Genomic DNA, 25,810 nt, shown 5'->3' with positions numbered 1-25,810 from the left:
ATGGCTACTACGTACAAAACACCAGGGGTTTATATTGAGGAGATCGTTAAGTTTCCTCCTTCCATAGCCCAAGTAGAGACTGCAATTCCAGCTTTTATAGGATATACCGAAAAAGCAACAAAAAAGGCTGAAGGAGATTTAGCAAATATTCCTACAAGAATAACTTCTATGTTAGAGTATGAAACATTTTTTGGCGGAGCAAAACCCGAATCTGACATTACAGTAAATGTATTGGATGGCGTGATATCGGCAACACCACCAGCAGAGGCGAACAAGTCACCTTTTCTTATGTTTTATTCCCTTCAAATGTATTTTGCAAATGGAGGAGGGCCTTGTTATGTTGTTTCTGTCGATCAGTATGATAGCAATTTGGCAACACCAGCAACTTTAGTTGAGTTTGCTAAGCTAAATGATGGATTAACAAAAATCAGAAAAGTAGATGAACCCACCTTGCTAGTTTTTCCGGATGCAACTTCTTTGAACAGTGATACGGATTTCTATAGTTTATATAATAATGCTTTAACGCAATGTAACGAACTTCAGGACAGGTTTACTATTATCGATACGTATTCTGATGAAGAGTATACTAACGATAGTAACACTGATGTTAATCCGGATGCTGCGGTTCGAAACGGCATTAACCTTGAAAAGGATTATTTAAAATACGGAGCAGTATATTTCCCGTACATCCATACTATCTTAGATTATGCCTATGATGAAAGTCAAATAGATGTTACGCAAAGTGTTTCAGCACCTGTTGACGTACGTCAGTCTGTTCAAAATATTGCGGATGATATTGATACTTCGACTTTAGACACCTTAATCACAGATCTAAACAACCTAGAAACGGATGTAACTAATGCGGCTGGTGATCCCGAAGCAGTTGCTTTAATTCCTGATTTGAAAAGTAAAATAAATCAAATTATAAGTTATATCAACGGGCTATCTAATAACTTAAACTCTGCTCTAGATATTGCTCGTGCCGATGGAAGTGCGGATACGGAAGCCAATGCATTAGATACCTGGATAACAGATAATTTAGAGCAAACGGTACTAGATTTAAATAAAAGCATAGATCGATTAAATGCCGACGACACCCAGTCCAAAATTGAAAATGAAATTTCAATAAATCAACCAGGGCTTTATGATGCACTGGGTATTCATTCTACAGATGCGCCTGGTGATGCTTTAAAAGCCAGAATTGATGCAGTTATTGCCACAGATGAATTAGATCTCTTAATTAACGCTTTACCATCGTCAGGTAGTTCATCTACTACTGTAAAATTAAATACGCTGGCTACTTCTGATAATATATTATACAATAGAGTTAAAGCAGAAATAGGTTTAATTCCGATAAAACTACCGCCTAGTGCAACAATGGCAGGAGTGTATGCTCGAGTAGATAACGATCGCGGGGTATGGAAAGCGCCTGCTAATGTTGGTTTAAATTATGTTATCAAACCCTCAGTTCAGGTTTCACACGAAGAGCAGATGGATCTCAATGTACATACTACAGGTAAATCTATAAATGCTATACGAACTTTCACCGGAAAAGGAACATTAGTCTGGGGCGCCAGAACCTTAGCAGGTAACGATAAAGAATGGAGATACGTACCAGTGCGACGCTTTTTTAATATGGCAGAAGAGTCAATTAAAAAGGCTACCGAGCAATTCGTCTTTGAACCTAACGATAAAAATACATGGGTACGTGTAAAAGCAATGATCAATAACTTTCTAACCCTTCAGTGGCGGGCTGGGGCACTTGCCGGGCCTACTCCTGATAAGGCATTCTATGTTAATGTAGGACTAGGAGAAACGATGACTGCTAATGATATTCTAGATGGTAATATGATCATTGAAATAGGGATGGCTGTTGTAAGACCTGCAGAATTTATCATTCTTAAGTTCTCTCATAAAATGCAAGAGGCTTAATCACTTTTTAAATACTAAATAAACAAATAACATTAACAAATATCTTTTACGAGCCAATAAACAAGGTAGCGTATTGGGATTTATAAAAACACAGAAATCATGGCAGAATATCCATTACCAAAGTTTCATTTTAAGGTTACCATAGGTGGAGATACAGAACTAAACTGTACAGAAGTTTCAGGATTAGATTTTGAAACTGAAGTTATCGAATACCGTGGCGGTGCTGACAACGACTATTTCAAGAAAAAGCAACCTGGAATGACCAAATTTGCTAACGTTTCCATCAAAAGAGGAACTTTTGTTTCTACAAAAGGACAGTTTTTTGAAATGTGGAAAAAGAACGTATTCTTTCAAGAAGGCGAAGAAAAATACAGAAGTACACTTACCATTAGTTTATTAGACGAAAAACACGAACCTGTGGTTACTTGGGAAGCCGAGGATGCTTGGTTGCTTAAAATAAGCTCTACGGATCTCAAGGCTGATGGCAATGAGATCGCAATTGAATCAGCAGAGTTTGCAATCAATAGCCTTAAAATAGCATCCTAATGGCAGCATACTATCCTCCGGTAGGTTTTCATTTTAGTGTTGAATTTACGGGACTTTCTCCTAGTGAGTCAGATCATCAGTTTCAATCTGTTTCGGGGCTTTCTGTTGATATTGAAACAGAAGAGATTGCTGAAGGTGGTGAGAACCGGTTTAAGCATAAAATTCCAGTAAGGACAAAGTTCCCTAATCTAGTGCTAAAAAGAGGATTGTTGGTGGATTCTAAAGTTATCGATTGGTGCAAGGATGCAGTGGAGAATTTCAACTTTAAACCTATTGATTTGATGGTGAAATTATTGGACGAAAAGCATGAACCATTATTGTCTTGGAATGTGGTTCATGCTTATCCAGTAAAGTGGTCTGTAGCAGATTTTAGCGCTGAAGAAAGCAAAGTGGTGATCGAAACTATAGAGCTGGTATATAACTATTACAATACAATTTCATAATACATGGGAGCCATAGAAATTAAAGAACTGCATATCAGAATCAATGTAGATAACGATCAGGAAAAATCAGGAGCTGCTGCAAAACCTGGAGCTAATAAAGATGCGATAATCGCAGAATGTGTAGAACAGATTATGGAAATAATTGCAAAACAAACAGAACGCTAATTAGATGAGTAACGGAGAATTAAAAAAACTTAAAGTTGTAGCGTATAGCGATCCTCAATTTAATGATAAGGTAGGGGATGGTGAATTTACAACACTTGTTAATCCTGAAAAATATAAGTTTAATTATAAAATTGAGCAAAATGAGGATCAGGCTTCGGGTACAAGCGATTTAGCTCCTAAATTCAATAAAAAGCTACCCGAGGACCTCGAACTAGAGTTTTTATTTGATCGATCAGGTGTTATTGTTCATTATGGCACAGACCCTAACAGTAGTTCGGATGATAAAGTCTTCAAAGATGAGGGCGAAGGTATCATCGATGATATTGAAAAGTTCAAGAAAGTTATACTGGATTATAACGGCGAGGAGCATAAACCAAACTATTTAGTAATCTCTTGGGGCACCCTTTTATTCAAAGGAAGTCTTAAAGAGATGAGCATTGAGTTTAAACTTTTTAAACCTGATGGCACACCTATTAGAGCGGTTGCTAAGGCAAAATTCCAGGGCTTCGTAGAAGATGACTTAAGAGTAGCTAAAGAAAATAATCAGTCACCAGATTTGACTCATCTTAGAACGGTTAAAGAAGGAGATACACTTCCGCTTATGACTCATAGAGTGTATGGCGACTCCAAATACTACCTTGAAGTAGCTAAAGTTAATGACTTAACATCATTTCGCAACCTTGAAGTAGGATCGGAAATTTTCTTTCCGCCAATTGAAAAAATCTCTTAGTTATGGCCGAAGGAAGCGTAATACAAACCTCAAAGAGTGCAGATTTGGTAACCTTTAAGGTACTGGTAGATGGAAGTGAATTATCTAAAAAGTACCAGGTTAAATCGATAGCGATAGAAAAAGAGGTTAACAGAATACCCACTGCTAAATTGATTATGGTTGATGGAACGCCAGCAGACAGAGATTTTCAGCTAAGTAATGAATCAATTTTTGTTCCTGGAGCTGAAATAGAAATAACTGCGGGTTATCACTCCGATGAAGAAACTGTATTTAAAGGAATTGTCATAAAGCACAATATTAAAATTCGAAAAAATGGCTCTTATCTCATATTAGAATGTAAAGATAAATGTGTAAAACTTACTATAGGTCGTAAGAGTAAGTATTACTATGAAGTCAAAGATAGTGATATGATGGAAGAGATATTAGACAGCTATGGTTTGGATAAAGAGGTAGAAGCTACTAATAATGAACACAAAGAGCTAGTGCAATATCACATTTCGGACTGGGACTTCTTGGTAACTCGTGCACAAGCAAATGGAAAGCTTTGTTTTGCAGATGATGGCAAGATCACTATAGCTAAACCAGACTTTAGCACAGAAGCTGTGGAGACCGTAACATTTGGTGCTACCATTTTAGATTTGGATGCAGAAATTGATGCCAGAAATCAAATTGATAAAGTAACCTCTTATGGATGGAGCTCAGCAGATCAGGAGGTACTAGAAGCAGAAGGTGCAGATCCGTCAGTGACACTTAACGGCAATTTGTCCCCTTCAGACTTGGCTGCGGTGGTAGGCCTTGAAAACTTAGAATTGCGACACGGAGGTGCCTTGACATCTACAGAATTACAAGATTGGAGCGATGCAAAACTCTTGTTTCAACAGCTTTCTAAAATTAGAGGTAGGGTAAAATTTCAGGGAATACCTTCAGTGAAACCTGGGGTTTTATTAAATCTTGAAGGTGTAGGAGATCGGTTTAATGGAGCGACTTATATTACAGGAGTGAGTCACCAGATACAAGAAGGTAATTGGACAACAGATGCACAATTTGGCATTGATCCAAAATGGTTTTCAGAAACTTATGACATCAATCCACTACCAGCTTCAGGTTTGCTATCAGGGATATGTGGATTACAAGTAGGGATTGTTAGTCAATTAGAAGATGACCCTAATGGAGAAGAAAGAATCATGGTTCAGCTTCCTATTATTAATAACGAAGAACAAGGGATTTGGTGTAGAGTAGCCTCTCTTGATGCAGGAGACAACCGAGGAGCGATTTTTAGACCTGAAATTTCTGATGAGGTAATCGTAGGTTTTATAAATGATGACCCTAATGATGCTGTGGTTTTAGGGATGTTACATAGTAGTGCTAAAACTGCTCCTATTGTGGCTAGCGATGATAATCACGAAAAAGGGTTTGTAACAAGAAGCGAGATGAAATTGCTTTTTAACGATGATAAAAATTCAATAACTATTGAAACTCCCAACGGTAATAAGGTTGTATTGGATGAAGATCAGGGGTCAATAGTAATAGAAGATGAAAACGGTAATATCATAACTCTAAACAGTGATGGGGTATCGGTAGAAAGCGCTGCAGATATCAATTTGAAAGCGACGGGTGATGTTAATATTGAAGGTACAAATGTAAATATTACTGCCAACGCAGAATTTAAGGCTGAGGGTGCTGCAGGAGCTGAAGTTTCCACAAGTGCAATTGCTGTGCTAAAGGGATCTTTAGTACAAATCAATTAATAATAAATAATAAAAGAATAAACCATTTATGTCATTAGCAGCGAGAATAACAGATATGCACGTTTGTCCATTGGTGACTGGGGTCGTACCACACGTTGGCGGTCCGATTTTACCGGCAGGAGAACCTACCGTACTGATTGGTGGTCTACCTGCTGCAAGAGTGGGTGATATGGCAACTTGTACAGGTCCACCAGATACTATTGTAATGGGGTCAGGAACAGTGTTTATAGGAGGTATGCCTGCTGCCCGAATGGGAGACAGCACTGCTCACGGAGGCACTATAGTTTTGGGATGTGCGACAGTTCTAATAGGAGGTTAATTATGGATACAAAAGATTCTTTTTTAGGGACAGGTTGGAGTTTTCCGCCAGAGTTTACCAAGACGGGTAACAAACTAGTGATGACTTCGGACGAAGAAGATATTGTAAAAAGTTTAGAAATACTGTTAACCACCAAGTTAGGTGAACGTATAATGGTTCCCGGTTATGGGTGTAATTTAGACGAGCTCCTGTTTAAACCTCTGGATTTAACCTTAAAAACCTTTGTTTCAGAATTAATACGTACTGCTATTTTATATCACGAAGCAAGGATAGAGGTTACAAAAATAGATATCTCAGAGAGTGATGAGTTGGAGGGTAAACTTTTAATCAAGATAGAATATATCATTAGAACCACAAATTCAAGAAGAAATGTAGTGTTTCCTTTTTATAAGGAAGAGGGTACAAATATTCAATGATCTAATAATGATTTATGTGTAACGACGCTAAACATACAGACAATATAATTTTTAAAAGAAACGGTACCGATCAAAAGGAACGTTACAATGATAAATTAAATCCAGACAAGCTAGAGCTTCAAGACTTGGATGTAGCAGACTGGGTTCTTTTTACCTATAACTTTGCTAAAAAAGTAAACTTTTTTGAAGTAACAGATCATAGTAATTCTGCAGGGAATTGGCAGCATTTTTTTAATCAATTTGAGATTAGCGAATCCGCAATCCCTAAGCGAAAAAAACGCGCTTATAAATTAATCAAACAAAACATTGAAAACACATTAGCGGTTCTAACGATAGATCAAAGCGTTACTCCACATATGACACTTTTGATTTGTTTTTTAAAGTTATTGGAGTTTAGTAAAGAACGATTTAATAAAATAACCAAACGACACCTCGACTTTTACTACAAAGAAATTTTACAAATACATAAACTACCTGCAGAGCCAGATAAAGCACACGTTATTTTTGAATTAGCAAAACGAACTTTTGAAGAAAAAATTGAAAAGGGCACACAATTAGAAGGAGGTAAGGATGCTAATGGTAATAAAAGAATCTACGAAACTTTAGAAGAGCTGATTGCTAATAAAACCCAGGTGTCTCAATTGAAAAGCCTTTATAACGATATTTATACAGGTGAAATTAAGTATAGTGATATTGCCAATTCATTAGACGGGCAGGGAGAAGCACTTCCGGATGACGCTAGTTATTGGTTACCATTTGGCTATAATTCTACTGAAGAAAAGTATACAGAATTACAGGATGCTAAACTCGGTTTTGCAATAGCTTCGCCTTTATTTAATCTTAACGAAGGAGAGCGAAACGTCCAAGTGATTATTCACTTTGCGGAGAATTTGGGCTTGCCCAACAAAAGCATTTCTAGTAATCAGTTAATAGATAATTTTAGGATCCAATATAGTACAGGTGATGGATGGTTTAGTGATCTAAAATTACGGCAAAATTTGCCATTTAAGAATAACGGATCTATTAGCAATATTTCTTCGAGGATTTCATCCAATCAATTACACTTGGTGTTTCAAATTCCCAAGGATGCACCTGCGGTGGTAAATTACGATCAAGAAATTCATCAGGAAAGATTTGATACCACCTTACCTGTGATTCGTTTTTTGATAAAGACGGAAAACCAAATTGGGCACGATTTATTTCGAAAGTTGGTGAAAAAACAAGTAAGCACGGTGCAGATCAACCTAGATGTCAAAGAGGTAACTTCATTACAACTAGATAGTGATACTGGGGTGCTTAATACAAAGAAACCATTTTATCCATTTACGACACAGCCTGTTAAAGGATCTTCTTTTATTATCAATTATCCTGAAGCTTTTCAAAAAAAATGGCAATCCATAGAGGTGTCTATTTCTTGGAAAAATACACCAGATTCTTTCAAAGAACATTATAAAGCTTATAAACAAGAGTATCTAGGTACCACGAGCAGAACAATTTTTAATGAAGGAATGTTTGAGATCATTGATATTCAAGAGCTCACGGCAAATCAACCGGAAGCACCAAAGAATCTTCAAACCAATGATGGAGCCTTAAATAATAAACAAATAGTTTTAAATAATAATGATGATGAATTGATCGTCACTTCAGACGCTTATTTTGAAGCTGATTTAGCCGTACTGTACAAGGAAGATTGGCAAAATCAAGTAGACCCAGTGACATTATTCGTTGATAACAATAATGTATACGAAACAAATTTTAGCGTATTTGATCAAACCTTTGAAATTGAAAAGAGTGGCCCCTTAAAACTTATGTTGCGACAATCTTTTTTGCACGCTTTATTTCCAAGAATTTATGCTTTAGCCTTGTCCAGTGAATTAGAGGAGACTTTAATTCCTAATGATCCTTATACACCATTTGCCGATGCCATAACTTTAGATTACACAGCTAGCGAAACGGTTAATCTAATAGCGAGCGATAAACAAAATTACGAGGACAGTAGAATAAAACTATTTCACGAAGGTCCCTTTGGACAATATGAGGAACACACCTACTTAAAAGTTGTAGCTAAAGAAAAACAAGTGTTTCATCCCCAGGCATCCACATCAGCCTATGCAGTACCCGATTATTGTCACGGAGGAGAACTTTTTATAGGGCTAAAGGATGCTGAAGTGTCTCAACAGGTAGCTTTACTTTTCCAAATTCTCGAGGGAAGTGAAAACCCAGCCGCAGATTCCTTTAAGGGGAATCAAAAAATTGAATGGTACATCTTATGTAATAACCATTGGAAAAATCTTGAAACTTACGTGTTAAAAAATAATATCGACAACTTTTTGACTTCTGGAATTGTAAAATTCAGTATTCCAAAACAAGCTACTAAAACTAATACCAGATTGCCAGAAGGCTTGATATGGTTAAAAGCAAAAATGCATAAATCGTATGATGCAGTTTGTAAGGTAATAGACATTAAAGCGCAAGCGGTATTATCACAATTTGTAAATAAGAACAATGAATTAGGACATCTTAATAATGGTTTGCCGGTAGGTACTATTGCTAAATTAGTGGAACGGTTACCTCAAATAAAAAAGGTAGAACAACCCTTTAATTCTTTTGATGGAAAACCCGAAGAGTCAGACGACAATTATTATCGAAGAATTAGTGAACGATTACGACATAAAAATAGGGCGGTAACTTTATGGGATTACGAACATTTGATCATGCAACAATTCAATCAGGTATTTCGAGTCAAGTGTTTAAATCACACATCAAACACTTCATTTATCTCACCGGGAGATGTAACTGTAGTGGTTATACCAGATATCATTGATAAAAATGTTTTTGACATCTATGAACCTAGACTTAGCACAGCCACATTAAATAAAATTCAAAATTATATTAACCAATTGAATTCCATGCAAGTGGAAGCTAGAGTGATTAATCCATTATACGAACAGGTAATTATTAAAGTCAGTGTCAAATTTTACCAAGAATTGGATGAAAATTTTTACAAGAAACAATTGGATGAGGACTTGATTAAATTTTTATCTCCCTGGGCTTTTGATACCACGCAAGAAATTGTTTTTGGAGTGGAGTTGAACAGAAGTATGCTAATTGATTATGTCGAAAAATTAGCATATGTAGACTATTTAGTAGAACTCGAAATGGCCAAACACCCTGAAGAGCTTGAGACACCTGAAGATCCTAATAATTCCAATTACATCAAAAAACTTGATTTTAAACAGATCATTGCCCCAGCTAGCCCTAAGCATATTTTGGTGTCAGCAAAAAAACATATTGTAAGCACCACTGTTAAAACTTGTGTTAATCAAACTATTGAAGAAGCAGAAACATGCCAGTACTAAAAAAACATATAAGCATACCTAAAAAAGTAGCCTCAGAGGATGATTTGGATTTCTTTTATCTCAAAGAAAAAGGAATTGAATACATCGAGGAGTTAGGTAGTAGATTATGGACTGATTATAATACACACGATCCAGGAATAACAATATTGGAAATGTTATCCTATGCGATAACAGATCTTGGAATGCGAATCAATCTCCCTATTGAAAACTTATTAGCCTCGGATAAGTCAGAAAAAGCAATTGATAAACAATTTTATAAAGCATCTGATGTTTTACCAACAAGTCCGATAACCGCGCTAGATTATCGTAAGCTTTTTATTGATATAGATGGAGTTAAGAATTGCTGGTTGGCTAAACATAAAAAGAAAGTTTATGCAAATTGCAAAGATGATTTACTGTCCTACAATCCAAATGATTTTAACGATTTATCGACAAGCATAAGGAAAGAGTTTGAGTTAAAAGGATTATATGATCTTTATGTAGACTATGATGATAATAGTGCTGTCCCAACAAACGAGGTAAACAAAAACATCAGAAAACGCTATAATGCCAATAGAAATCTTTGTGAAGATTTAGTAACGATTAAACCAATAGGCAAAGTTCCTATTAAGGTATGTGCAGACATTGAAGTCGATAATACTGCAGATGAAGAACTAGTGCACGCATTATTGCTCAGAGCTATTGAGGCCTATTTCTCCACAACTGTCAACTTCTATTCACTAAAACAAATGATGGATAAAGGGTATAATACCCTTCAGATTTTTGATGGTCCTGTCTTAGAACACGGCTTTATTGACCAAGAAGAACTGATAGAAGCAGACTTAAGAAGCGAAGTTCGTCTTTCGGATATTATGAGTAAGATTATGGATATTCCAGGAGTTAAGAATATCAAAGATATTTCATTGGGATATTGCGGAGATGAGATCGAAAATGGTAACGAATGGATTATATGTTTAGACGCCTTTGAAAAACCAGAACTATGCGATAAAAGTGTTTTCAACTATAATAAAGGGTTATTGCCGCTGAATGTAAATATGGCAAGAGTTCAAGAATATTTAGATGAACTTGAAGAAGAAGATCAAGAAGAAAAAGAGTTGGCAGCAATTGATAAGGAACTTGAAATTCCAAAAGGTAAATATCTAAAGACAAACTCCTATACCACTATTCAAAATGATTTTCCGGATACCTATGGGATAAGTCAAATAGGACTTCCTGCAAGAGCTACAACAGCCAGAAAAGCAAAGGCTAAACAACTTAAAGCTTATTTGTTATTCTTTGATCAAATCTTAGCGAGTTACTTTAAACATTTAGGAGAAGTAAAAGAATTATTATCGGTTAGTGGTACCCATACTAATACATTCTTTACTCAGGCAGTTAAAGATCTAAAAGGTATTGAAGACTTGATTAACGATTACCCAATGGATGATGATGAGTTCTTAACCCATCAACTATTTCAGGAATTAGACAATAATATTGAACGTAGAAATAAAATATTAGATCACCTGTTAGCACGGTTTGCAGAGCGTTTTTCTGAATACACATTTATTATGAAAGCTATATATGCAGATACTACTGATGAGGTGGTTCTTCGAAATAAAGAGGCGTTTTTAAAAGATTATAGAATTGTAAGTAAAAATAGGGGAAAGGCATTTAATTATTATAAACAACCCTTTGCTGGTTTATGGAATACTGACAACGTATCTGGAGTTCAAAAAAGAATAGCACGCTTACTGGGTATAAAAAATTATGACAGAAGAAGCCTTTCGGATTCCTTTGTTCAAATTTACAGCCTAATAAATAGTGATAATGAAAAAGTATATAGGTGGCGCATACGGGATGTAAATAATAACATCATTTTATCAGCAACTGAAGCTTATTATGATCTGGCTGCCGCCAATAGAGAATTGTATTTCTCTGTATTACAAATCATTCAAACAAGCGAGTTCAACGTCAACAAAACTTTTGAAGAACCGATAACGGATCATGCAGTGATTGATAATATTCAAGTACATATTTCTGATAGTGGCAAGTATTCTTTTGATATTATTAATCCAATGGTAACGAGTACCAGTGATCCTGATCGAATTATTGCCAAACAATTTCTCTATTATGATACACAACAGGAGGTAAAGCAAGCAATACTAGACATTATCAAGTTTTTCAAAGAAGACTTTACCGAAGAGGGCATTTTTATAGTAGAGCATATTTTACTAAGACCTGATATCAATCAAACGGATGTTAATGCAGATACATTTATGCCCATCTGTACGGATGGGTGTACCAATTGCGAACCCATTGATCCATACTCTTATCGCATTAGTATTGTAATCCCTGGATACACGCTTCGGTTTTCTAATACCGATTTTAGAAATTATATGGAACGAATTATTAAGGAGGAACTACCAGCACATGTACTTGCGAAGATTTGCTGGGTAGGCTACAGGGAAAACGACTTAGAAAACAAGGATGACAATGAACTATTTCAATTTGAAAAAGCCTACAAAAATTATCTATTAGAAAAAACAAATCTAGACCAGGAACAACCCGAACCAGAGTTACTAAACCTCATCAAAGCAATTTCAGATCTTAATAATGTATATCCAACAGGAAGATTATTTGATTGTGACGATGAGAATGAAGAACTCTATGGAAGAATCATTTTAGGAAAAACAAATTTAGGATCACTTTAAAATCAATCAATAATGTCAACTAAACTTTCAGCAATAACAACTCAATACAGAAGGTTTACCAAAAACCAGGTATTAACAGAAGGACATCTTAACGAAATAGTCGATTTTTTTGATGATCAGGATAGACTCAGTAGGATTTGCCTTTCTGGCGTAGGAATCGTTTGTGGATTTAAGCCATCCTGCGATGAAATTAATAATACAATAACCATAACGCAAGGGGCTGGGGTAACAACGGATGGTGATTTATTTCATCTCTTTGAAACCGATCCAGTTTTACAAAATAAAACCATAGGAATAACTCAAAAAGAGTATACCCATTATAAAATTTATGACAATGAAAAAGCGGATTACAAGCCTTTTTTCTATGATGGGGATACACAGCTGACCATTTATGAGTTGTTAACAGCAACGGATCAAGAAAATGATAATGATGATACTTTTCCATTAGCTGATTTACAATCGAATACAGGGCAGGTTTTAAAGGATGCCGTGGTTCTTTTATATCTAGAATGCTACGAAAAAGAAAAAGACCTATGTGTAAGCCTTTCCTGCGATAATCAAGGTATAGAGATTATTGGCAATTATAAAGTACTATTGGTAAGTAGAGCTATAGCAGAACAAATTAGCGAACACGATGCCACCATTAGTACGGTAAATTACGCCAATTTATTTCATCAATTACCAGATGTAAAAGCCAATCGTGTAGTACTGCAACCTGAGGATTTTGAAAATTACCTGGTAATGAAGCAACGCTTCACCGAACGCATGTTACGCAATAATGTAGTAAGCAGAATAAAATTTGGTTTTCAGACCTTACTCACTGCCTTACAAATGCCGATTCTTTTACAATCGATAGAGGATAATATCGATGATCTCTTCTCCTTTACTGATGATGAAGTTCCACCTGATTTTCAGTATCGTTATGACCTGTTAAAAGATGTTATTGATACCTATAATGAACTAAAAGATCTATTATTTGGTATCCAAGATTCGCTGTGTTGTCCGGATATCAATTCCTTTCCCAAGCACTTGATGCTTGGAGAATTAGATAAGGATGGTCCTTGTTATCAATATAGACATGGTTTTTACAAATCTCCTTTGTTGAGTGGGCAAAATGTAAGTACCTGTAGCGATTGCCTAACTGAAGACCCTGTGGATGTTATAGCGGATGATTTTACATTAGATGAAACTGTAGTTGATCCGCAAGGAAATGAGATTGAAATTTGTTTTACTATTAATGATACCAAACAACAATGTTTTAGTTTGATTAAGAGAGCAGCACAATTGCTAGCCAACTATAATATAAACTATAATTACATTAAGGTTACCCCTTCCAACGAACTAGGGAGTTTAAGTAAAAAAGCGATTCCCTTTTATACGAATCTGGGTGATCACTTAATTCAACTTTGGGATTACGAAAAAACTGCACTGGGTAGGTATAGGGATAATGTAAGCTATCACGATGATTTGCTTAATAGTAAGAAACCTTTAGAAATCTGTAGAGATCACGATTTTTATCGAATTGAAGGACATCAAGGAAGAAATTATAAGGAAGCATTAAGTATTATTCAGCAAACCAGAAGAAAACACGGTTTAAGTTTTAATGTTGTGGTCTTAAAAATTAAAGCTTCGGAAGTTGGTGATTTTATAACGAATTATACCGACTTTTATCTTAATAAAAATCACGGATATGAACACAAAGCCGGTGTTCCTCCTGGTGGAACTTTTATAATGATCTATGTTGAAGGAGAGTATAAATCCTATCCTTATCCTTATGGTTATGGATATCCATATCCATATCCAAACTTTCCATCTTTAGCTGGCGATTTTGAAGATGAAGTAGCTGATGATTTTGCTGTTCTAAACCCTGTTGTGGCAGACTTTACTTTACCTTACCTGTGTTGTGATGACAACTTTATCACCTTATCGCTACCGCTAGATGAAATATGTTTTGATGAAAGTACAGAGCCCGTTCCTTTTCATGTAACACCAATGGGTGGATTTGTAGAAGCACAAGTGTCTATGGGCCTAAATGGAGGAGTAACAAAAAATATCTATGGTGAATATGTTTTTGATCCAAGATTAGTGAGCGACGAACTTATTGGAGAAACAATTAGGTTTACCGTTAATAATTTTGATACGGACTGTGCGATAAGAGTCTTGCAAAAAACAGATATTTCCATTGAAGTGGATACAATTTCTGAACCCACTAATAATCAGGTTACGGTTACATTTAATGTAGTAAGTACTAATGCAGTAGATGGAACTATATTTTCGTGGAATTTTGGAGATAATTCTGGCGTAATAGATACACCGCAAACATCAGTTCAGCACACCTATAATTTAAGCGGACCTGGCACCTATAATTTTGATGTCGTTTTACAAACCGGCACAGCAACTTGTAGTAATGAAACCAGAGAACGCATTACATTAGTAATACCCGAGGATCCTCAAGTGAGTATCGATCGGACAACCATCTGTAGAGGCGATACTACACCACATCCATTTATAATAGAGCCACGTGATGCTATCGTAACCATCACCGGAGATGGAGTCGTGACTATGGATAACGGTTTTGCATTTTTGGCAACTCAAGTACCAGATAGTGTTAGTATTGTTCCGATACTTGTAAACGGTGAGGCTTCTGGTATTTCCATTACGATACAAGAAGAACCTATTGCTTCTTTTACACACGCTTTAGAAGAAGGTAACCTAGTGTTGTCCAATACCTCCAGTAATGCAAATAGTTATATATGGAACCTTAATGGAGAGGTTATCGAGAGAGATACCAGATCACAGGTAAGAAGACCACTTGATCAATTCGATGGCTCATCGGTAACTGTTTCTTTACAGGCAGTAAGCCGATTATGTGGTCAAAATCAGACCGAACCCGTTACCATACCAATTCCAAATACTAGTAATGCCTGTATCGATATCGTTACAGATTTTATTGCAAATACTAGGGCAGAAATTATGGGTTTAAGAGCCTTGGATGTTGATTATAATGATTTTACCCAAAATGCAATTAATAGGCTTGATTTAATAATAACGGAGATCAATAATAATATAGAGGGTTTTACAAATGGCGATAGTAATGATCTATTAGTGGAAATCTTTACAAGAGAATCTCTTTTCAATTTGACTGATGCATTAAATAGTTCAAGAACAGAACAAGAACAAAATGTGGTGAGAACGCTAACAGAAAGATTTAGCAATGCATTCTACAATATATTGAGATGTCAGGATGTAAGTGTGATACAAGAGTTTATTGACCCAATTATACAAATCGGGAATGACTTTAACCAAGTCTATACTCAATTCTTAGAGCTACAATTTAATATAGACACTGATGGTTCTTTAAAAGGTTTTTATGTAGAAATAACAGATGTGTTTACTGACTCTACTTCTATTATCGATTTAATCAATTTACATCTAGAAATATTACGCCAGGGTGAACAGTTCTAGCACACATATCATTAATAAAGTTTTTGTAGAGGTCAATACCTCTTCAAAGGATAAGGCATATTACCTAAAAGATAACCTAAGTAATTTTATCAAGTTTACTTTGCTTCCTGAACTGCAGCAGTATTTTGATGAACTTACCGAGGGAGAAGCTGGTCGGATCATTCAAATAGACAACTTGACTATTGATATTCCTTTGGGGAATAAAGAAGACCTGAAAGAATTAAAGCCCTTGATTCTAAATAAGGTTGTAGCAAAAGTTGATGAATTAAAAGAAAGTGCTTTATCGGGTGTTCAAGATAATTCGATTAAGATTAACAAGTTACAAGATCGAATTTTAGATAAATGGATCTATTTTTTGCAAAATGGTACTACGGCATGGTGGGATATATCAAATAAAGATGCTATTCTTTTTGAAAAGGATGTCATAGATCACCTATCTGTTGGCGAAGGATTAGATAAACTAAGTAGTGTTTTACAAGAAGAGCAGGCCGTAATTCGTTTGATTAAACAATTTGACGATGCCTTCATCAGTAGTGTTTTTGAAATCTTACACCATAAAAATATTATAGAATGCGCTTCTAAAGAAGATAAATTAATTTTAGTTAAGAAACTAACAAAGGCAATTGCAAGTTTTAAAAACCCTAATAGAACTAATTTTTGGCGATTACCATTTAAAATATTTTTTCCAACATCAAGCCCAAAAGCCTTTAGCAGTTTATTGTTAGATTTTATATATGAGTTACCAAAGATAACTGGTAGTAACCCATCTAAAGAGCTCTTGGAACAATTTATAGTAGCAAAACTTCAACAGCAGACCGAATTAGAGCTACTATTTTCTTTAGAATCTGTAGTGAACGATTTTGAAAATTTGGCTAGGACAAATAATCCGCTTTCCCAATCATTTCCAAATGATACAAATGAAGAAAACCTTAAAGATACAGACCAAACGGAGGTTAATCAGAAAATGAACATCAATAAGTCCGATCAGCTCAAATCAAAAAGTAGCCAGGATGATCAAAGCTCAAAACCTACTGAAGATAAGAATACTGTGATCAATAGGGATTTGAAAGTTAACAGCGCTCCACAGAATAAAGTTGTGGATACGTTCAGGACTTCATCTGAAGACTTTAAATTTTCTTTGATTGATCAGGAACACTATATAGACAATGCCGGGCTGATACTCACTCATCCCTTTCTTGCTCAATTATTACTCAACTGTAATCTAATCAATGATCAAAATGAGATAATTGATAAAGAAAAAGCAGTGCATCTATTACATTATGTGGCAACGGGAAAGCAGCAGCAACCTGAAAACTTAATGGTTTTTGAAAAATTTCTTTGTAACCTTCCTATTAACCAACCCATAAATCGGTTTGTTGTCCTTGAAGATAAGGTTAAATACCAGGTAGAGGATATGCTCAAATCATTACTATCGCATTGGTCCGTACTTAAAAATTCTTCTATAGAATTACTTCAAAATGAGTTTCTACAACGTCCTGGTAAATTAAAAGTAGATCAAGATCGCCCACAGATAATTATAGAACGAAAGACCCAAGATATTTTACTAGACAAAATATCTTGGAACATATCGATTATTAAACTGAAATGGAAGGATAAATTGCTATTTGTTGACTGGTAAACAAAAACATTATGATTAAAGAACCTATAGATAAAATTCTAGAATTAGATCACCAATATATTTATCAAGAGCAAAAGGAGACTATAAACTTTGTGCTTAATACACTTGATATATCTAAAATTGCTTTTGTTGGAGGAGTAGCGGATTACCTTAATTTGAGACAATATTATCAAATGCCAGTTAACGATTTGGATATCATTTTTGAAAACGAAGAAGATTTAGAACCAATCAAAGACCAGAGCGACTTACAAAAATTTAGATGTAGTTTTTATCAAAATGATAAAGTAAAAGAGGTCTTTGTATCTGAATATTTTGTCAATGAACGAAGGGTTCATATAGACTATTTCAAAAGGAATTTTGGTCCTATTCGGTTAACAAAATCTCCTTTATTAGGTACAATAGTATATCACGCCTCATTTGAGGAAATGAAGAAATTTCACAACAATCAAATTCCTTTACTAACCTCTAAAAATATGGGAGAAAAGTATGAGTGGAAGCGATTATACAAGCACAGTAGAAAAGCTTCTTTGTATAACAATATCGAATTTCTAAAGGAGAAAAACTCATTATAAAACTCAAGCATGCACAACGAACCAAAAATCATATTCAGTTTAGATGCATATCCTTTGGTCAACAACCGTTGGTATATGGGAAATAAGCTTAAGGAAACAATATATATGACCGCTCTGAGTGTGTTGTATGCACATCTATGGTATAAGGATATTGAGCTTTTTGTAGATAAAACAGCCTATAAGTTTTTATATATGCTCCCTTGTAGAGTGACGAAAATGAATATTGAGCCTGATAAAGAAGTATGGGTAAGAGCTAAAATTCACGCAATAGAAAGACAAAATGTACCTTTTGTGCATCTGGATAATGATGTGTTTATCAAGAAAAAGATTGATTTTAATTTTAATAAAGTGCTGCTAGAGCGAAGAGAAGGAGGGTATACTATACATTATAAGCCTCAATTAGATTTTTTTAATCCACTTTGTAGTCATATGCCATATTGGAATCCCGACTTGGGGCACTCATATAGTTGTGGAGTTCTTGGGTTCAATGAGCTTTCATTACGAAACAAATTTGTAAATGCCTATTATCAAGTTGAACGTCAGTATCTTGAAAACAGGACTGATTTTACTCCTTTCAAAATTAAAGGATATGAACCTTGTATTGTCATAGAGCAATATAATTTGGCTTGTCTCTTAGACCATTATCGAGTAAAACCCAATGTGGTTTTAAGGGGGTATAACGTAAACCAACATGCTACTAACGCAAAAGATATAGGCTATAGCCATCTATTTGGCTTAAAGAAATATCACCACAAGATTGAACAGGAAATAGAGCATCGTTTATATAGAATTTTTCCCTATTGGTATGCTCAGGTCAAAATTGCTTTAGAAAAACATAAAGTAATTCCAAAGCAACAGGTAAATGGCAATGTTGCCTAGAAGTACTAAATATCGGTTAGCATGAGACATTTTAGAAGAAAACGACAAGGAAAAGAATCCAGACAGGAAAGACCTTTCATACAACCAAAATTGAAGGTAGGTCAGCCTGGTGATAAATATGAAGTGGAAGCAGATAAAATGGCTGATGCTGTAGTCAATCAAACCTCCAAAACATCAGATGGAGCGTTACAAAAAAAAGATGCTAATGAAGAAGAAGTGCAAGCCAAACCATTAGCAGCTTCCGTAACTCCTTTGGTGCAGACTAGTATGTTCAAAGAGCAAGAAGGCAACGTTCAAAAGCAAGAGGAAGAAGAGTTAGCGCAAACCAAGGAAGAAGAGGAACCAATTCAAAAACAAGAGGAAGAGGAGGTTGCCCAAACTAAGAAAGACGAGGAACCTGTTCAGAAAGCAGAAGAAGAGGAAATGGCTCAAACCAAAGTGGAAGAAGAACCCGTCCAGAAGCAGGAAGAAGAAGAGGTGGCGCAAACCAAAGAAGAGGAAGAATCCATACAGCAAAAAGCAGAAGAAGAGGAAACAGTTCAGGCAAAAGCCAATTCACCAACGAATCCATCACAGCGTGTAGAATCACAATTAGGAAATAGTAAAGGAAAAGGAAGTAGGTTACCAGATAGTACAAAAAAAGAAATGGAAACCGGATTTGGTGCGGATTTTAGTGATGTTCATATACATACCGGGTCTGAAGCTCAAGATATGACGAAGCAGATGGGGGCCCAAGCATTTACAAATGGCACAGATATTTACTTTAATAAAAATAAATTTGATGCTAATTCCAGTGAAGGAAAACATCTTTTGGCGCATGAGCTTACACACACTATTCAACAAGAGGGTATGGTGCCAAGTCAATTACAGTTTACCATTGGCGACGGTAATGACTTAACGGCGGCACGATTTTCTGGTAATCTTGATTTAGAGGCATGTCTGGATAATGAAAAAACATTAAAAAAAGGGGATAATGGTGCGGCAGTTTCCCTGATGCAACAAGCATTAGTTGATGCAGGCTTTCCACTTCCTAGATTTGGTGTAGATGGAAAGTTTGGAAGTGAAACCCGTAATGCACTACGTGATTTTCAACGGGCTTCATCATTAGGAGTTGATGGTGTATTAGGACCAAGCACAATGTCCGCCTTGGACAGTTTGTTCTCAGGCGGCGCACCTTCTTTACCACCCGCGGTTCCGGTAAATCCCCCGCCAACAACTCCGCCAACGGTAACAACGCAAACAATTAAGTCTGCTCCTGATGGTACAAGCGATACAAGGAAAACAGTAGGTGTAGGAGAACGAGTGAGATTAACTGCTAGTACAGCCGGCACTTGGTCAGTTTCTGATGGACATATAATAGGAGGGAATAATGGAGCTAATGTGGTATGGGAAGCACCTCCTATTGCATCAAGCCCAACAGTAACAATTACAACTCCGGGAGGTACAAAAGTAATTCCTTTTACTGTAGTCCCCCCTAATGGTTTAAATATGGTGGTTGGCAATAGGCACGCAATACCAGCGGGATCTGCAGGAGCATGTATGATTCTTAATGTTTCTGTACAACCTATGAATGTAAATTTGGGGAGAACGATGTGGTTTGAAGAACCTGGCCCAGCAACTAACATTTCAGGTTATTACAGTCAGTTTGGTGCTGCTACCTTGTTTCATAACCCTAATCCTAATTATTTAGGTTTTAATGATAATAACGCTGGGCTTTTTGATCACGCAGAGCAAACAGGTGCTAACCCACCCTTTAGTTTCGGAACATTTGAGTGGGTAATACCAAATAAATATAAAATAGACGGTGAGCCAGATGCTCGAGGTAGAGTGTTTACAAATACGGTACAAGCATTTACCATGTTACCCAATGGCACGACCATCATAACAAAAAACGGAGCCTTCGTACTAAGAACCGTAAGTAATTTCGTGTTTTGATATGGATAATGGGATAAAAATAGAATTGATAAATAACCGCGATAAAATTTCTAAATCAGAATTAAATACGTTCAGAATAGGGATAATAATGACTAATAATACAAACGAAACGTTAACTTTTGATATTTCAAAACTTCAACTATATGTAAATAATAAGAGAAGTTTTGCCTGGGATCTTACAGTTCAGAATGGTACGTATTTAAGTATCAAAATAAAATCTGGAAAATCAGAAAAAGTTGTATGGCCATTAGGAGAAGCTATATTTTCATCTACCGGCAATTATCAACTTGCTTTGAAAATCAATAACCAAATAATAGATACAAATAAAATAACCGTAGTTAATTAATAAAGGTAGATAATGTTTAAGGCTTCTAATTCAAATAAATCTTCTGGTTCTCAAAGTAGAACATCTGCATTTATGACTTCTAATTCAGAAGAAGCCTTTGTACAGCCTAAGCTTTCCATTGGAAAATCAAATGACAAATACGAACAAGAAGCGGACCGAGTTGCGGATCAGGTAGTCGCAAAAACAAATGAACCAACAAGTACATCCTTCATTTCACCTAATCCTACAATTCAAAGAAAAAACACTGATGAAGTAGAAGAAGGGGCAGGTAAACAAGTCGACATTCAACAAAAACCTTTAGTTGAATCGATATCTCCTTTGGTTCAAAAAAGCTCTGAAGAAGAGCAGATACAGGAAAAATGTGCAGAATGTGAAAAAGAAGAGCACGTTCAAAAAAAGGAAGTTCAAACTATACAAAGAAAAGGAAAAATAGAACTTCCACAAGTTCCTGAGGAAACATCAGATAAGAAGGAGGAAGAAGCACTTCCTGAACAATCCTTGGAAAATGAAACAACAGAAGGAGGAAAAGAAGAGACTTCCAAGGAAGGAGAACCACTAACTAATACTATTCAGCTACCAACGGTTAAAAAAGAAAAAAAAGAGGAGAAGGAGTCTCCTGCTGTGCAAACCAAAAAAGAAGATAATTCATCAGCTAGTAATACCGGCAGTATAGAGAATACATTAAGTTCTTCAAAAGGTGGAGGTCAATCTCTATCAAGTACTACTAAAAATGAAATGAACGCTGGCTTTGGCACTGATTTTAGTAAGGTAAAGGTTCATACCGATGCTACTGCTGTTCAAATGAATAAAGACTTAGGGTCACACGCATTTACCCACGGTAATGATATCTATTTTAATGAAGGTAAGTATAATCCAGATAGTAGTACCGGGAAACATTTACTAGCTCATGAATTGACACATACGGTTCAACAAGGAGCATCTGGCACTTCTATACAACGCTTTACACCTACAGAAAAAAAAGCAAGCCCTGAGGGTAAACCAGAAAAACCTAATGACGGACAGGAAGTAGAAGGAAAGTCGAACAGTAAAATAAATAATGACGATAACGTAAAAAATCAAGATGATTTAAGCGACGAAGAAAAAAACGAAAAGAAAGACCCACCAAGAGGAGAGGTACACCAGGAAAAAGGAGAGGTTCAGTCTGAGGGTGTAACTACTCCTCCTGTAGACAGAGGCGGAGAAGCACAAGCCAAAATAGCTGAACAAAAAGAACAAATGGATCAGCAACTTTCTGAAGAAGCCCAGCCTGGTGAAGGAGATACAGCTGAAGTAGAACCTGCACCTGAATCTAATATGTCACAAGCAGAATCCTCTGCACAACGGGCACAACAAGCAGAACAGGCTGCATTAGCTGTAGAAATACCTGCAGAGCCACAACCTTTTCAGCAGCCTAACATGGAAGCTCCTGTAGATAGTGCAGGGGAGGCGTTACCACGACAAGGAACTATAGATACTCAAGTAAGAGGTCTTGGTTATATCGGGGAGATGCTTCGAGAAAAAGGCTACGAAATGAAAAGGCATGCTGCTGAAAAAGAAATTCATTCTCACGGATTAGATGCAGTTTTAGAAAAGCAGAGAGAGGATCTGGCACTTGCAAAAGAAGGAACCAAAAAAACCGAAGAGCAGAATACAGAACGTAAAGAAATCTCAGAAAAATCAAAACAAGCCTTAGACGAAAGTAAACAAAGACAACAGTTTGTAGCTGCTGAAGCGCCTGGTTTAGCTCAAGAGGCGGATAGTGGAAAAGAAGACTCATCTGCCTTGGCTAGTGATGCGGATTCCAAGGCTAGCCAAAGCAAAAGTGAAATACCAGATGATCCTGATGCCAGAGCAGATGCCGAACAGCAAAGTGGAGAGATGGACCAAACAGCGCAAGGAGCGCAATCTATGGACCAGGCGATTACACAAACTGGTGAACGCGCAAGACAGTATGGACAAGATGCGGAAGTAGCTGCTCAAGACAATCAACAATCTGAAGGTTCTATCCAGGAAACAGACAATACCATTACTCAGATTGACGGCAGGGTAACTGAGATGAACGCTGCTAATGAAGCAAGTAATATCAGTATTGAGAATGCTGGTCCAGGACCTGAATTAATTAGGCAGCATTCTCGTCGGACCGCTCAATCAGGGGAAGAATTAATCGCTGCGTCAATAGTAATGGAGCAAGAGCTCAATGCACTACAAGACGAGTATTTATCCAGTATGGCTTCTATTGAGAGTAAAGAAGATGCAGAGAAAAGAATACAAGAAGAGCAAGCTCAGCAGGAACCCGATGTAACACCAGAGGAACAACAGCTTTATGATTTAGCAGGTATGTCCGATGAAGAACAAGAGCAACAGATCTCTCAGATGTCGGAGGAAGAAAAGACTGGTTTAATGGCTACCTTAGATCGCATGATTACTTCTGCACCGGATAATGGAACTGACGCGACAGAAGGTGCTAGAACTCGGGTAGATCTCGGAGCAGTTAATCAAGCTATTTCCGGAGCTCAAAGCGCAGTTGTTCGTGGAGGTATGGAAGCGGTTGCAGGCGATTATGGAACTATGGCAGCTGATGCTTTAGGCGTTGGACCAGACCCATCAGATCCGAGAGCACCACAAATACAGCAAGTAGACCAACAGCGAAATGCAAGGGTTAGTGGTGTATTGGATATTGCTGATCAAAATATGAATTTCCTATCACAGGAACAACAACAACAATTGGCAGAGCGCTTGGTTGGAGAATCCATAACGGATGACATTAAGAATATTAACGTATTACAAATGGGTAGGGATATGTTAATAGGAATGGTCAATCCGGCAATGGCACTAGAAGGAGTAGTTGGAGGTTTTGAAAAGACATTCACCGGAGTTGCTAATATATTCAACGCAGAAGCTTGGCAACAGGATCCTTTAGGTAATTTATTACAGGTAGCAGCGGATATCTCCACCGGACTGGCTATGATATTTTCTTCAATTTTGGGTATTGCAGGTATGATCACCGCGCTAATGGTAGCGTTAACCATTATATCTTGGGGTACGCTTTCTCCGATAACGGCTCCTGTAATAGGTTGGATGGGTACGGTGATGACTTATGCCGGTTGGGGAGCTATCATATCAGGGTCCCTTTCTGTATATTTTAATAGTCTGGCTTATATTAAAAATCTTCACGACGCAGGCACAGCTACAACAGCAAGAGAATTGTTTGGTAACACCGAGCAGATGAAGCAAAATGCCACTGACGGATTCCAAGGAGCTATGGCCGTAGTTGAAGGAGTAGGAGCGGTGAAAATGGGGCCTAGTTTAAGTAGTGGTGATTTTATGGCTAATGTACCCAGGTCACCTGGTGCCTTTGCAAGACAAACTATTAATGGTGCCAGAGAAGGCTTGTCCGCAGCAGCAAGTTTACCAGGAAGAGCGGCACGTGGAGCACGCAGATTATTTGGAGCAGGGCGTCAGGGCTTGGTTTCATTTAAGCAAAAAATTCAACGCTTTTTTAGAGGTGGAGGTCCTGACTTAGATGTGGACATGCCTAATTCGCGTAGACAAGATATCTTGGCGGACAATAGGACAAGAAATCTGGATGAGATGACGCCAGAGCAAAGAAGAATCGATTTAGAAGAAACAGCCAACAATCAGCCGAGAGGCATTGATCCTGATTCTCCTTATCATGCAACTCATGATATTGAAATTGAGTCTAATGGACATACCTACAGACGTCGACGAGATGGTAACGGTTGGTGTCGCTTCTCCGCTCAAGAATGCGGTATCGCAGATTCGGAGCTACCAGATGATGTAAGGGCCATGATTGATGATAACGATCGAATTCTTAGAGAACAAGGAGCATTAGATGATACTCCAGAAAATATTGAGGCTGCTCGTAGAGATGCCGAACGAGATATTGCAGAATCTGAAGGTAGAACACAAAATACAGATGAGGTTCTAGAAACGGAAACTCCACAAACGCAGACACCACAAACCAATCCTAATCATACACCAAGACAGAGAGACTTTGAAGCAGAGATACAAAGGAGATTGGATAATGGCGATATAAACGCCACGCAAGCACAACAGTTAAGAGCCTATAATGATGCTAACCCAAGTGGAAGCAGAAATATCGATTCGGTTTTAGAAGATGTTAATAATCCTAACCTAGAATTAAATCCTGAATCTGGAAGATTCCGTGATCCAAATGCTTCTACTAGTAGAAGAAGTGAGTATATGGGAAGTACTCCTCAAAAATCTTCTTCCATAGGAACCGAAGTGAAGGATAGGATGAGAGCACAAGGTAGGCTTCGAGATAATCCTTTGACGGGGAAAGAGGAGGTTTATGGACCTATTAGAAGGGCGGATGGTACAATTGAAGATGGTTGGTTTGACATTGATGATGCAGATATGGGACATCACCCAATTGATGCAGTTGATTTCTGGAATGATGGTGACCCATTAAATGGAATTCCACCAGGTAGAGAATTAGGACCGAGACATCCCAGAATTTTAGAGTGGATGAGAGATTCTAACAATTATGAATTACAACATTATGGCTACAATAGGCATATGGGTGGTAGCACAACAAGTAGATATTTGCCACCAATAGAATAAAAAAGAATTATATTTAAATTA

General features: G+C 36.9%; 17 protein-coding genes. All 17 read left to right on the top strand.

Features of this window, described 5'->3' with window-relative positions; translation table 11 throughout:
* The 17 genes from EV197_RS12845 (at window position 1) to EV197_RS12770 (ending at window position 25,789) form a co-directional block, all read left to right on the top strand.
* Complete coding sequence (locus EV197_RS12845) at window positions 1-1,932, top strand: phage tail sheath family protein (protein ID WP_130287195.1); 1,932 nt, start codon at window positions 1-3, stop codon at window positions 1,930-1,932.
* A 99-nt stretch (window positions 1,933-2,031) separates the two neighbouring features.
* Window positions 2,032-2,478 (top strand): phage tail protein, encoded by a 447-nt coding sequence (locus tag EV197_RS12840; protein WP_130287194.1) that lies wholly within the window; start codon window positions 2,032-2,034, stop codon window positions 2,476-2,478.
* Entirely contained in the window at window positions 2,478-2,921 is a 444-nt protein-coding gene (locus tag EV197_RS12835) for a phage tail protein (RefSeq protein WP_130287193.1), read from the top strand. Before EV197_RS12840 ends, EV197_RS12835 begins: the two co-directional genes overlap by 1 nt.
* A gap of 3 nt (window positions 2,922-2,924) precedes the next feature.
* The gene (locus EV197_RS17100; RefSeq protein WP_165389060.1) at window positions 2,925-3,086 is read left to right on the top strand and encodes a DUF5908 family protein; all 162 of its coding nucleotides are present in this window, start codon (window positions 2,925-2,927) and stop codon (window positions 3,084-3,086) included.
* A gap of 4 nt (window positions 3,087-3,090) precedes the next feature.
* Window positions 3,091-3,816 (top strand): CIS tube protein, encoded by a 726-nt coding sequence (locus EV197_RS12830; protein WP_130287192.1) that lies wholly within the window; start codon window positions 3,091-3,093, stop codon window positions 3,814-3,816.
* Window positions 3,817-3,818: 2 nt separating this feature from the next.
* Complete coding sequence (vgrG, locus tag EV197_RS12825) at window positions 3,819-5,564, top strand: type VI secretion system tip protein VgrG (protein WP_130287191.1); 1,746 nt, start codon at window positions 3,819-3,821, stop codon at window positions 5,562-5,564.
* 28 nt (window positions 5,565-5,592) lie between these two features.
* Entirely contained in the window at window positions 5,593-5,883 is a 291-nt protein-coding gene (locus EV197_RS12820; RefSeq protein WP_130287190.1) for a PAAR domain-containing protein, read from the top strand.
* Window positions 5,884-5,885: 2 nt separating this feature from the next.
* A complete protein-coding gene (locus tag EV197_RS12815; protein ID WP_130287189.1) occupies window positions 5,886-6,299 on the top strand; it encodes a GPW/gp25 family protein in 414 nt (137 codons plus the stop codon).
* Window positions 6,300-6,313: 14 nt separating this feature from the next.
* Window positions 6,314-9,658 (top strand): baseplate J/gp47 family protein, encoded by a 3,345-nt coding sequence (locus tag EV197_RS12810; protein WP_130287188.1) that lies wholly within the window; start codon window positions 6,314-6,316, stop codon window positions 9,656-9,658.
* Window positions 9,646-12,348 carry a hypothetical protein gene (locus EV197_RS12805; protein WP_130287187.1) on the top strand — a complete coding sequence of 901 codons (2,703 nt, stop codon included), beginning with the start codon at window positions 9,646-9,648 and terminating at the stop codon, window positions 12,346-12,348. The genes EV197_RS12810 and EV197_RS12805 overlap by 13 nt, the downstream gene beginning before the upstream one ends.
* Window positions 12,349-12,360: 12 nt before the next feature.
* Complete coding sequence (locus tag EV197_RS12800; RefSeq protein ID WP_130287186.1) at window positions 12,361-15,813, top strand: PKD domain-containing protein; 3,453 nt, start codon at window positions 12,361-12,363, stop codon at window positions 15,811-15,813.
* On the top strand, window positions 15,800-17,452 hold the full coding sequence (locus tag EV197_RS12795; protein WP_130287185.1) for a contractile injection system tape measure protein: 1,653 nt from the start codon (window positions 15,800-15,802) through the stop codon (window positions 17,450-17,452). The genes EV197_RS12800 and EV197_RS12795 overlap by 14 nt, the downstream gene beginning before the upstream one ends.
* An 11-nt stretch (window positions 17,453-17,463) precedes the next feature.
* A complete protein-coding gene (locus EV197_RS12790) occupies window positions 17,464-18,024 on the top strand; it encodes a hypothetical protein (RefSeq protein WP_130287184.1) in 561 nt (186 codons plus the stop codon).
* A 9-nt stretch (window positions 18,025-18,033) separates the two neighbouring features.
* Entirely contained in the window at window positions 18,034-18,903 is an 870-nt protein-coding gene (locus EV197_RS12785; protein WP_130287183.1) for a DUF6734 family protein, read from the top strand.
* Between the two features lie 21 nt (window positions 18,904-18,924).
* On the top strand, window positions 18,925-20,838 hold the full coding sequence (locus tag EV197_RS12780) for an eCIS core domain-containing protein (RefSeq protein ID WP_130287182.1): 1,914 nt from the start codon (window positions 18,925-18,927) through the stop codon (window positions 20,836-20,838).
* Window position 20,839: 1 nt separating this feature from the next.
* A complete protein-coding gene (locus tag EV197_RS12775; protein WP_130287181.1) occupies window positions 20,840-21,184 on the top strand; it encodes a hypothetical protein in 345 nt (114 codons plus the stop codon).
* Window positions 21,185-21,196: 12 nt separating this feature from the next.
* Entirely contained in the window at window positions 21,197-25,789 is a 4,593-nt protein-coding gene (locus EV197_RS12770) for an eCIS core domain-containing protein (RefSeq protein ID WP_130287180.1), read from the top strand.
* Window positions 25,790-25,810: the final 21 nt, after the last annotated feature.

This window comes from Aquimarina brevivitae (genome assembly GCF_004216895.1).
GTDB lineage: Bacteria > Bacteroidota > Bacteroidia > Flavobacteriales > Flavobacteriaceae > Aquimarina > Aquimarina brevivitae.
This window is presented reverse-complemented; position numbering and strand designations above follow the sequence as displayed.

What these genes read in the sequence shown, in the direction of transcription:
- EV197_RS12845 (WP_130287195.1), top strand. Translation starts at nt 1, where the DNA reads ATGGCTACTACGTACAAAACACCAGGGGTTTATATTGAGGAGATCGTT.
- EV197_RS12840 (WP_130287194.1), top strand. Translation starts at nt 2,032, where the DNA reads ATGGCAGAATATCCATTACCAAAGTTTCATTTTAAGGTTACCATAGGT.
- EV197_RS12835 (WP_130287193.1), top strand. Translation starts at nt 2,478, where the DNA reads ATGGCAGCATACTATCCTCCGGTAGGTTTTCATTTTAGTGTTGAATTT.
- EV197_RS17100 (WP_165389060.1), top strand. Translation starts at nt 2,925, where the DNA reads ATGGGAGCCATAGAAATTAAAGAACTGCATATCAGAATCAATGTAGAT.
- EV197_RS12830 (WP_130287192.1), top strand. Translation starts at nt 3,091, where the DNA reads ATGAGTAACGGAGAATTAAAAAAACTTAAAGTTGTAGCGTATAGCGAT.
- vgrG (WP_130287191.1), top strand. Translation starts at nt 3,819, where the DNA reads ATGGCCGAAGGAAGCGTAATACAAACCTCAAAGAGTGCAGATTTGGTA.
- EV197_RS12820 (WP_130287190.1), top strand. Translation starts at nt 5,593, where the DNA reads ATGTCATTAGCAGCGAGAATAACAGATATGCACGTTTGTCCATTGGTG.
- EV197_RS12815 (WP_130287189.1), top strand. Translation starts at nt 5,886, where the DNA reads ATGGATACAAAAGATTCTTTTTTAGGGACAGGTTGGAGTTTTCCGCCA.
- EV197_RS12810 (WP_130287188.1), top strand. Translation starts at nt 6,314, where the DNA reads ATGTGTAACGACGCTAAACATACAGACAATATAATTTTTAAAAGAAAC.
- EV197_RS12805 (WP_130287187.1), top strand. Translation starts at nt 9,646, where the DNA reads ATGCCAGTACTAAAAAAACATATAAGCATACCTAAAAAAGTAGCCTCA.
- EV197_RS12800 (WP_130287186.1), top strand. Translation starts at nt 12,361, where the DNA reads ATGTCAACTAAACTTTCAGCAATAACAACTCAATACAGAAGGTTTACC.
- EV197_RS12790 (WP_130287184.1), top strand. Translation starts at nt 17,464, where the DNA reads ATGATTAAAGAACCTATAGATAAAATTCTAGAATTAGATCACCAATAT.
- EV197_RS12785 (WP_130287183.1), top strand. Translation starts at nt 18,034, where the DNA reads ATGCACAACGAACCAAAAATCATATTCAGTTTAGATGCATATCCTTTG.
- EV197_RS12780 (WP_130287182.1), top strand. Translation starts at nt 18,925, where the DNA reads ATGAGACATTTTAGAAGAAAACGACAAGGAAAAGAATCCAGACAGGAA.
- EV197_RS12775 (WP_130287181.1), top strand. Translation starts at nt 20,840, where the DNA reads ATGGATAATGGGATAAAAATAGAATTGATAAATAACCGCGATAAAATT.
- EV197_RS12770 (WP_130287180.1), top strand. Translation starts at nt 21,197, where the DNA reads ATGTTTAAGGCTTCTAATTCAAATAAATCTTCTGGTTCTCAAAGTAGA.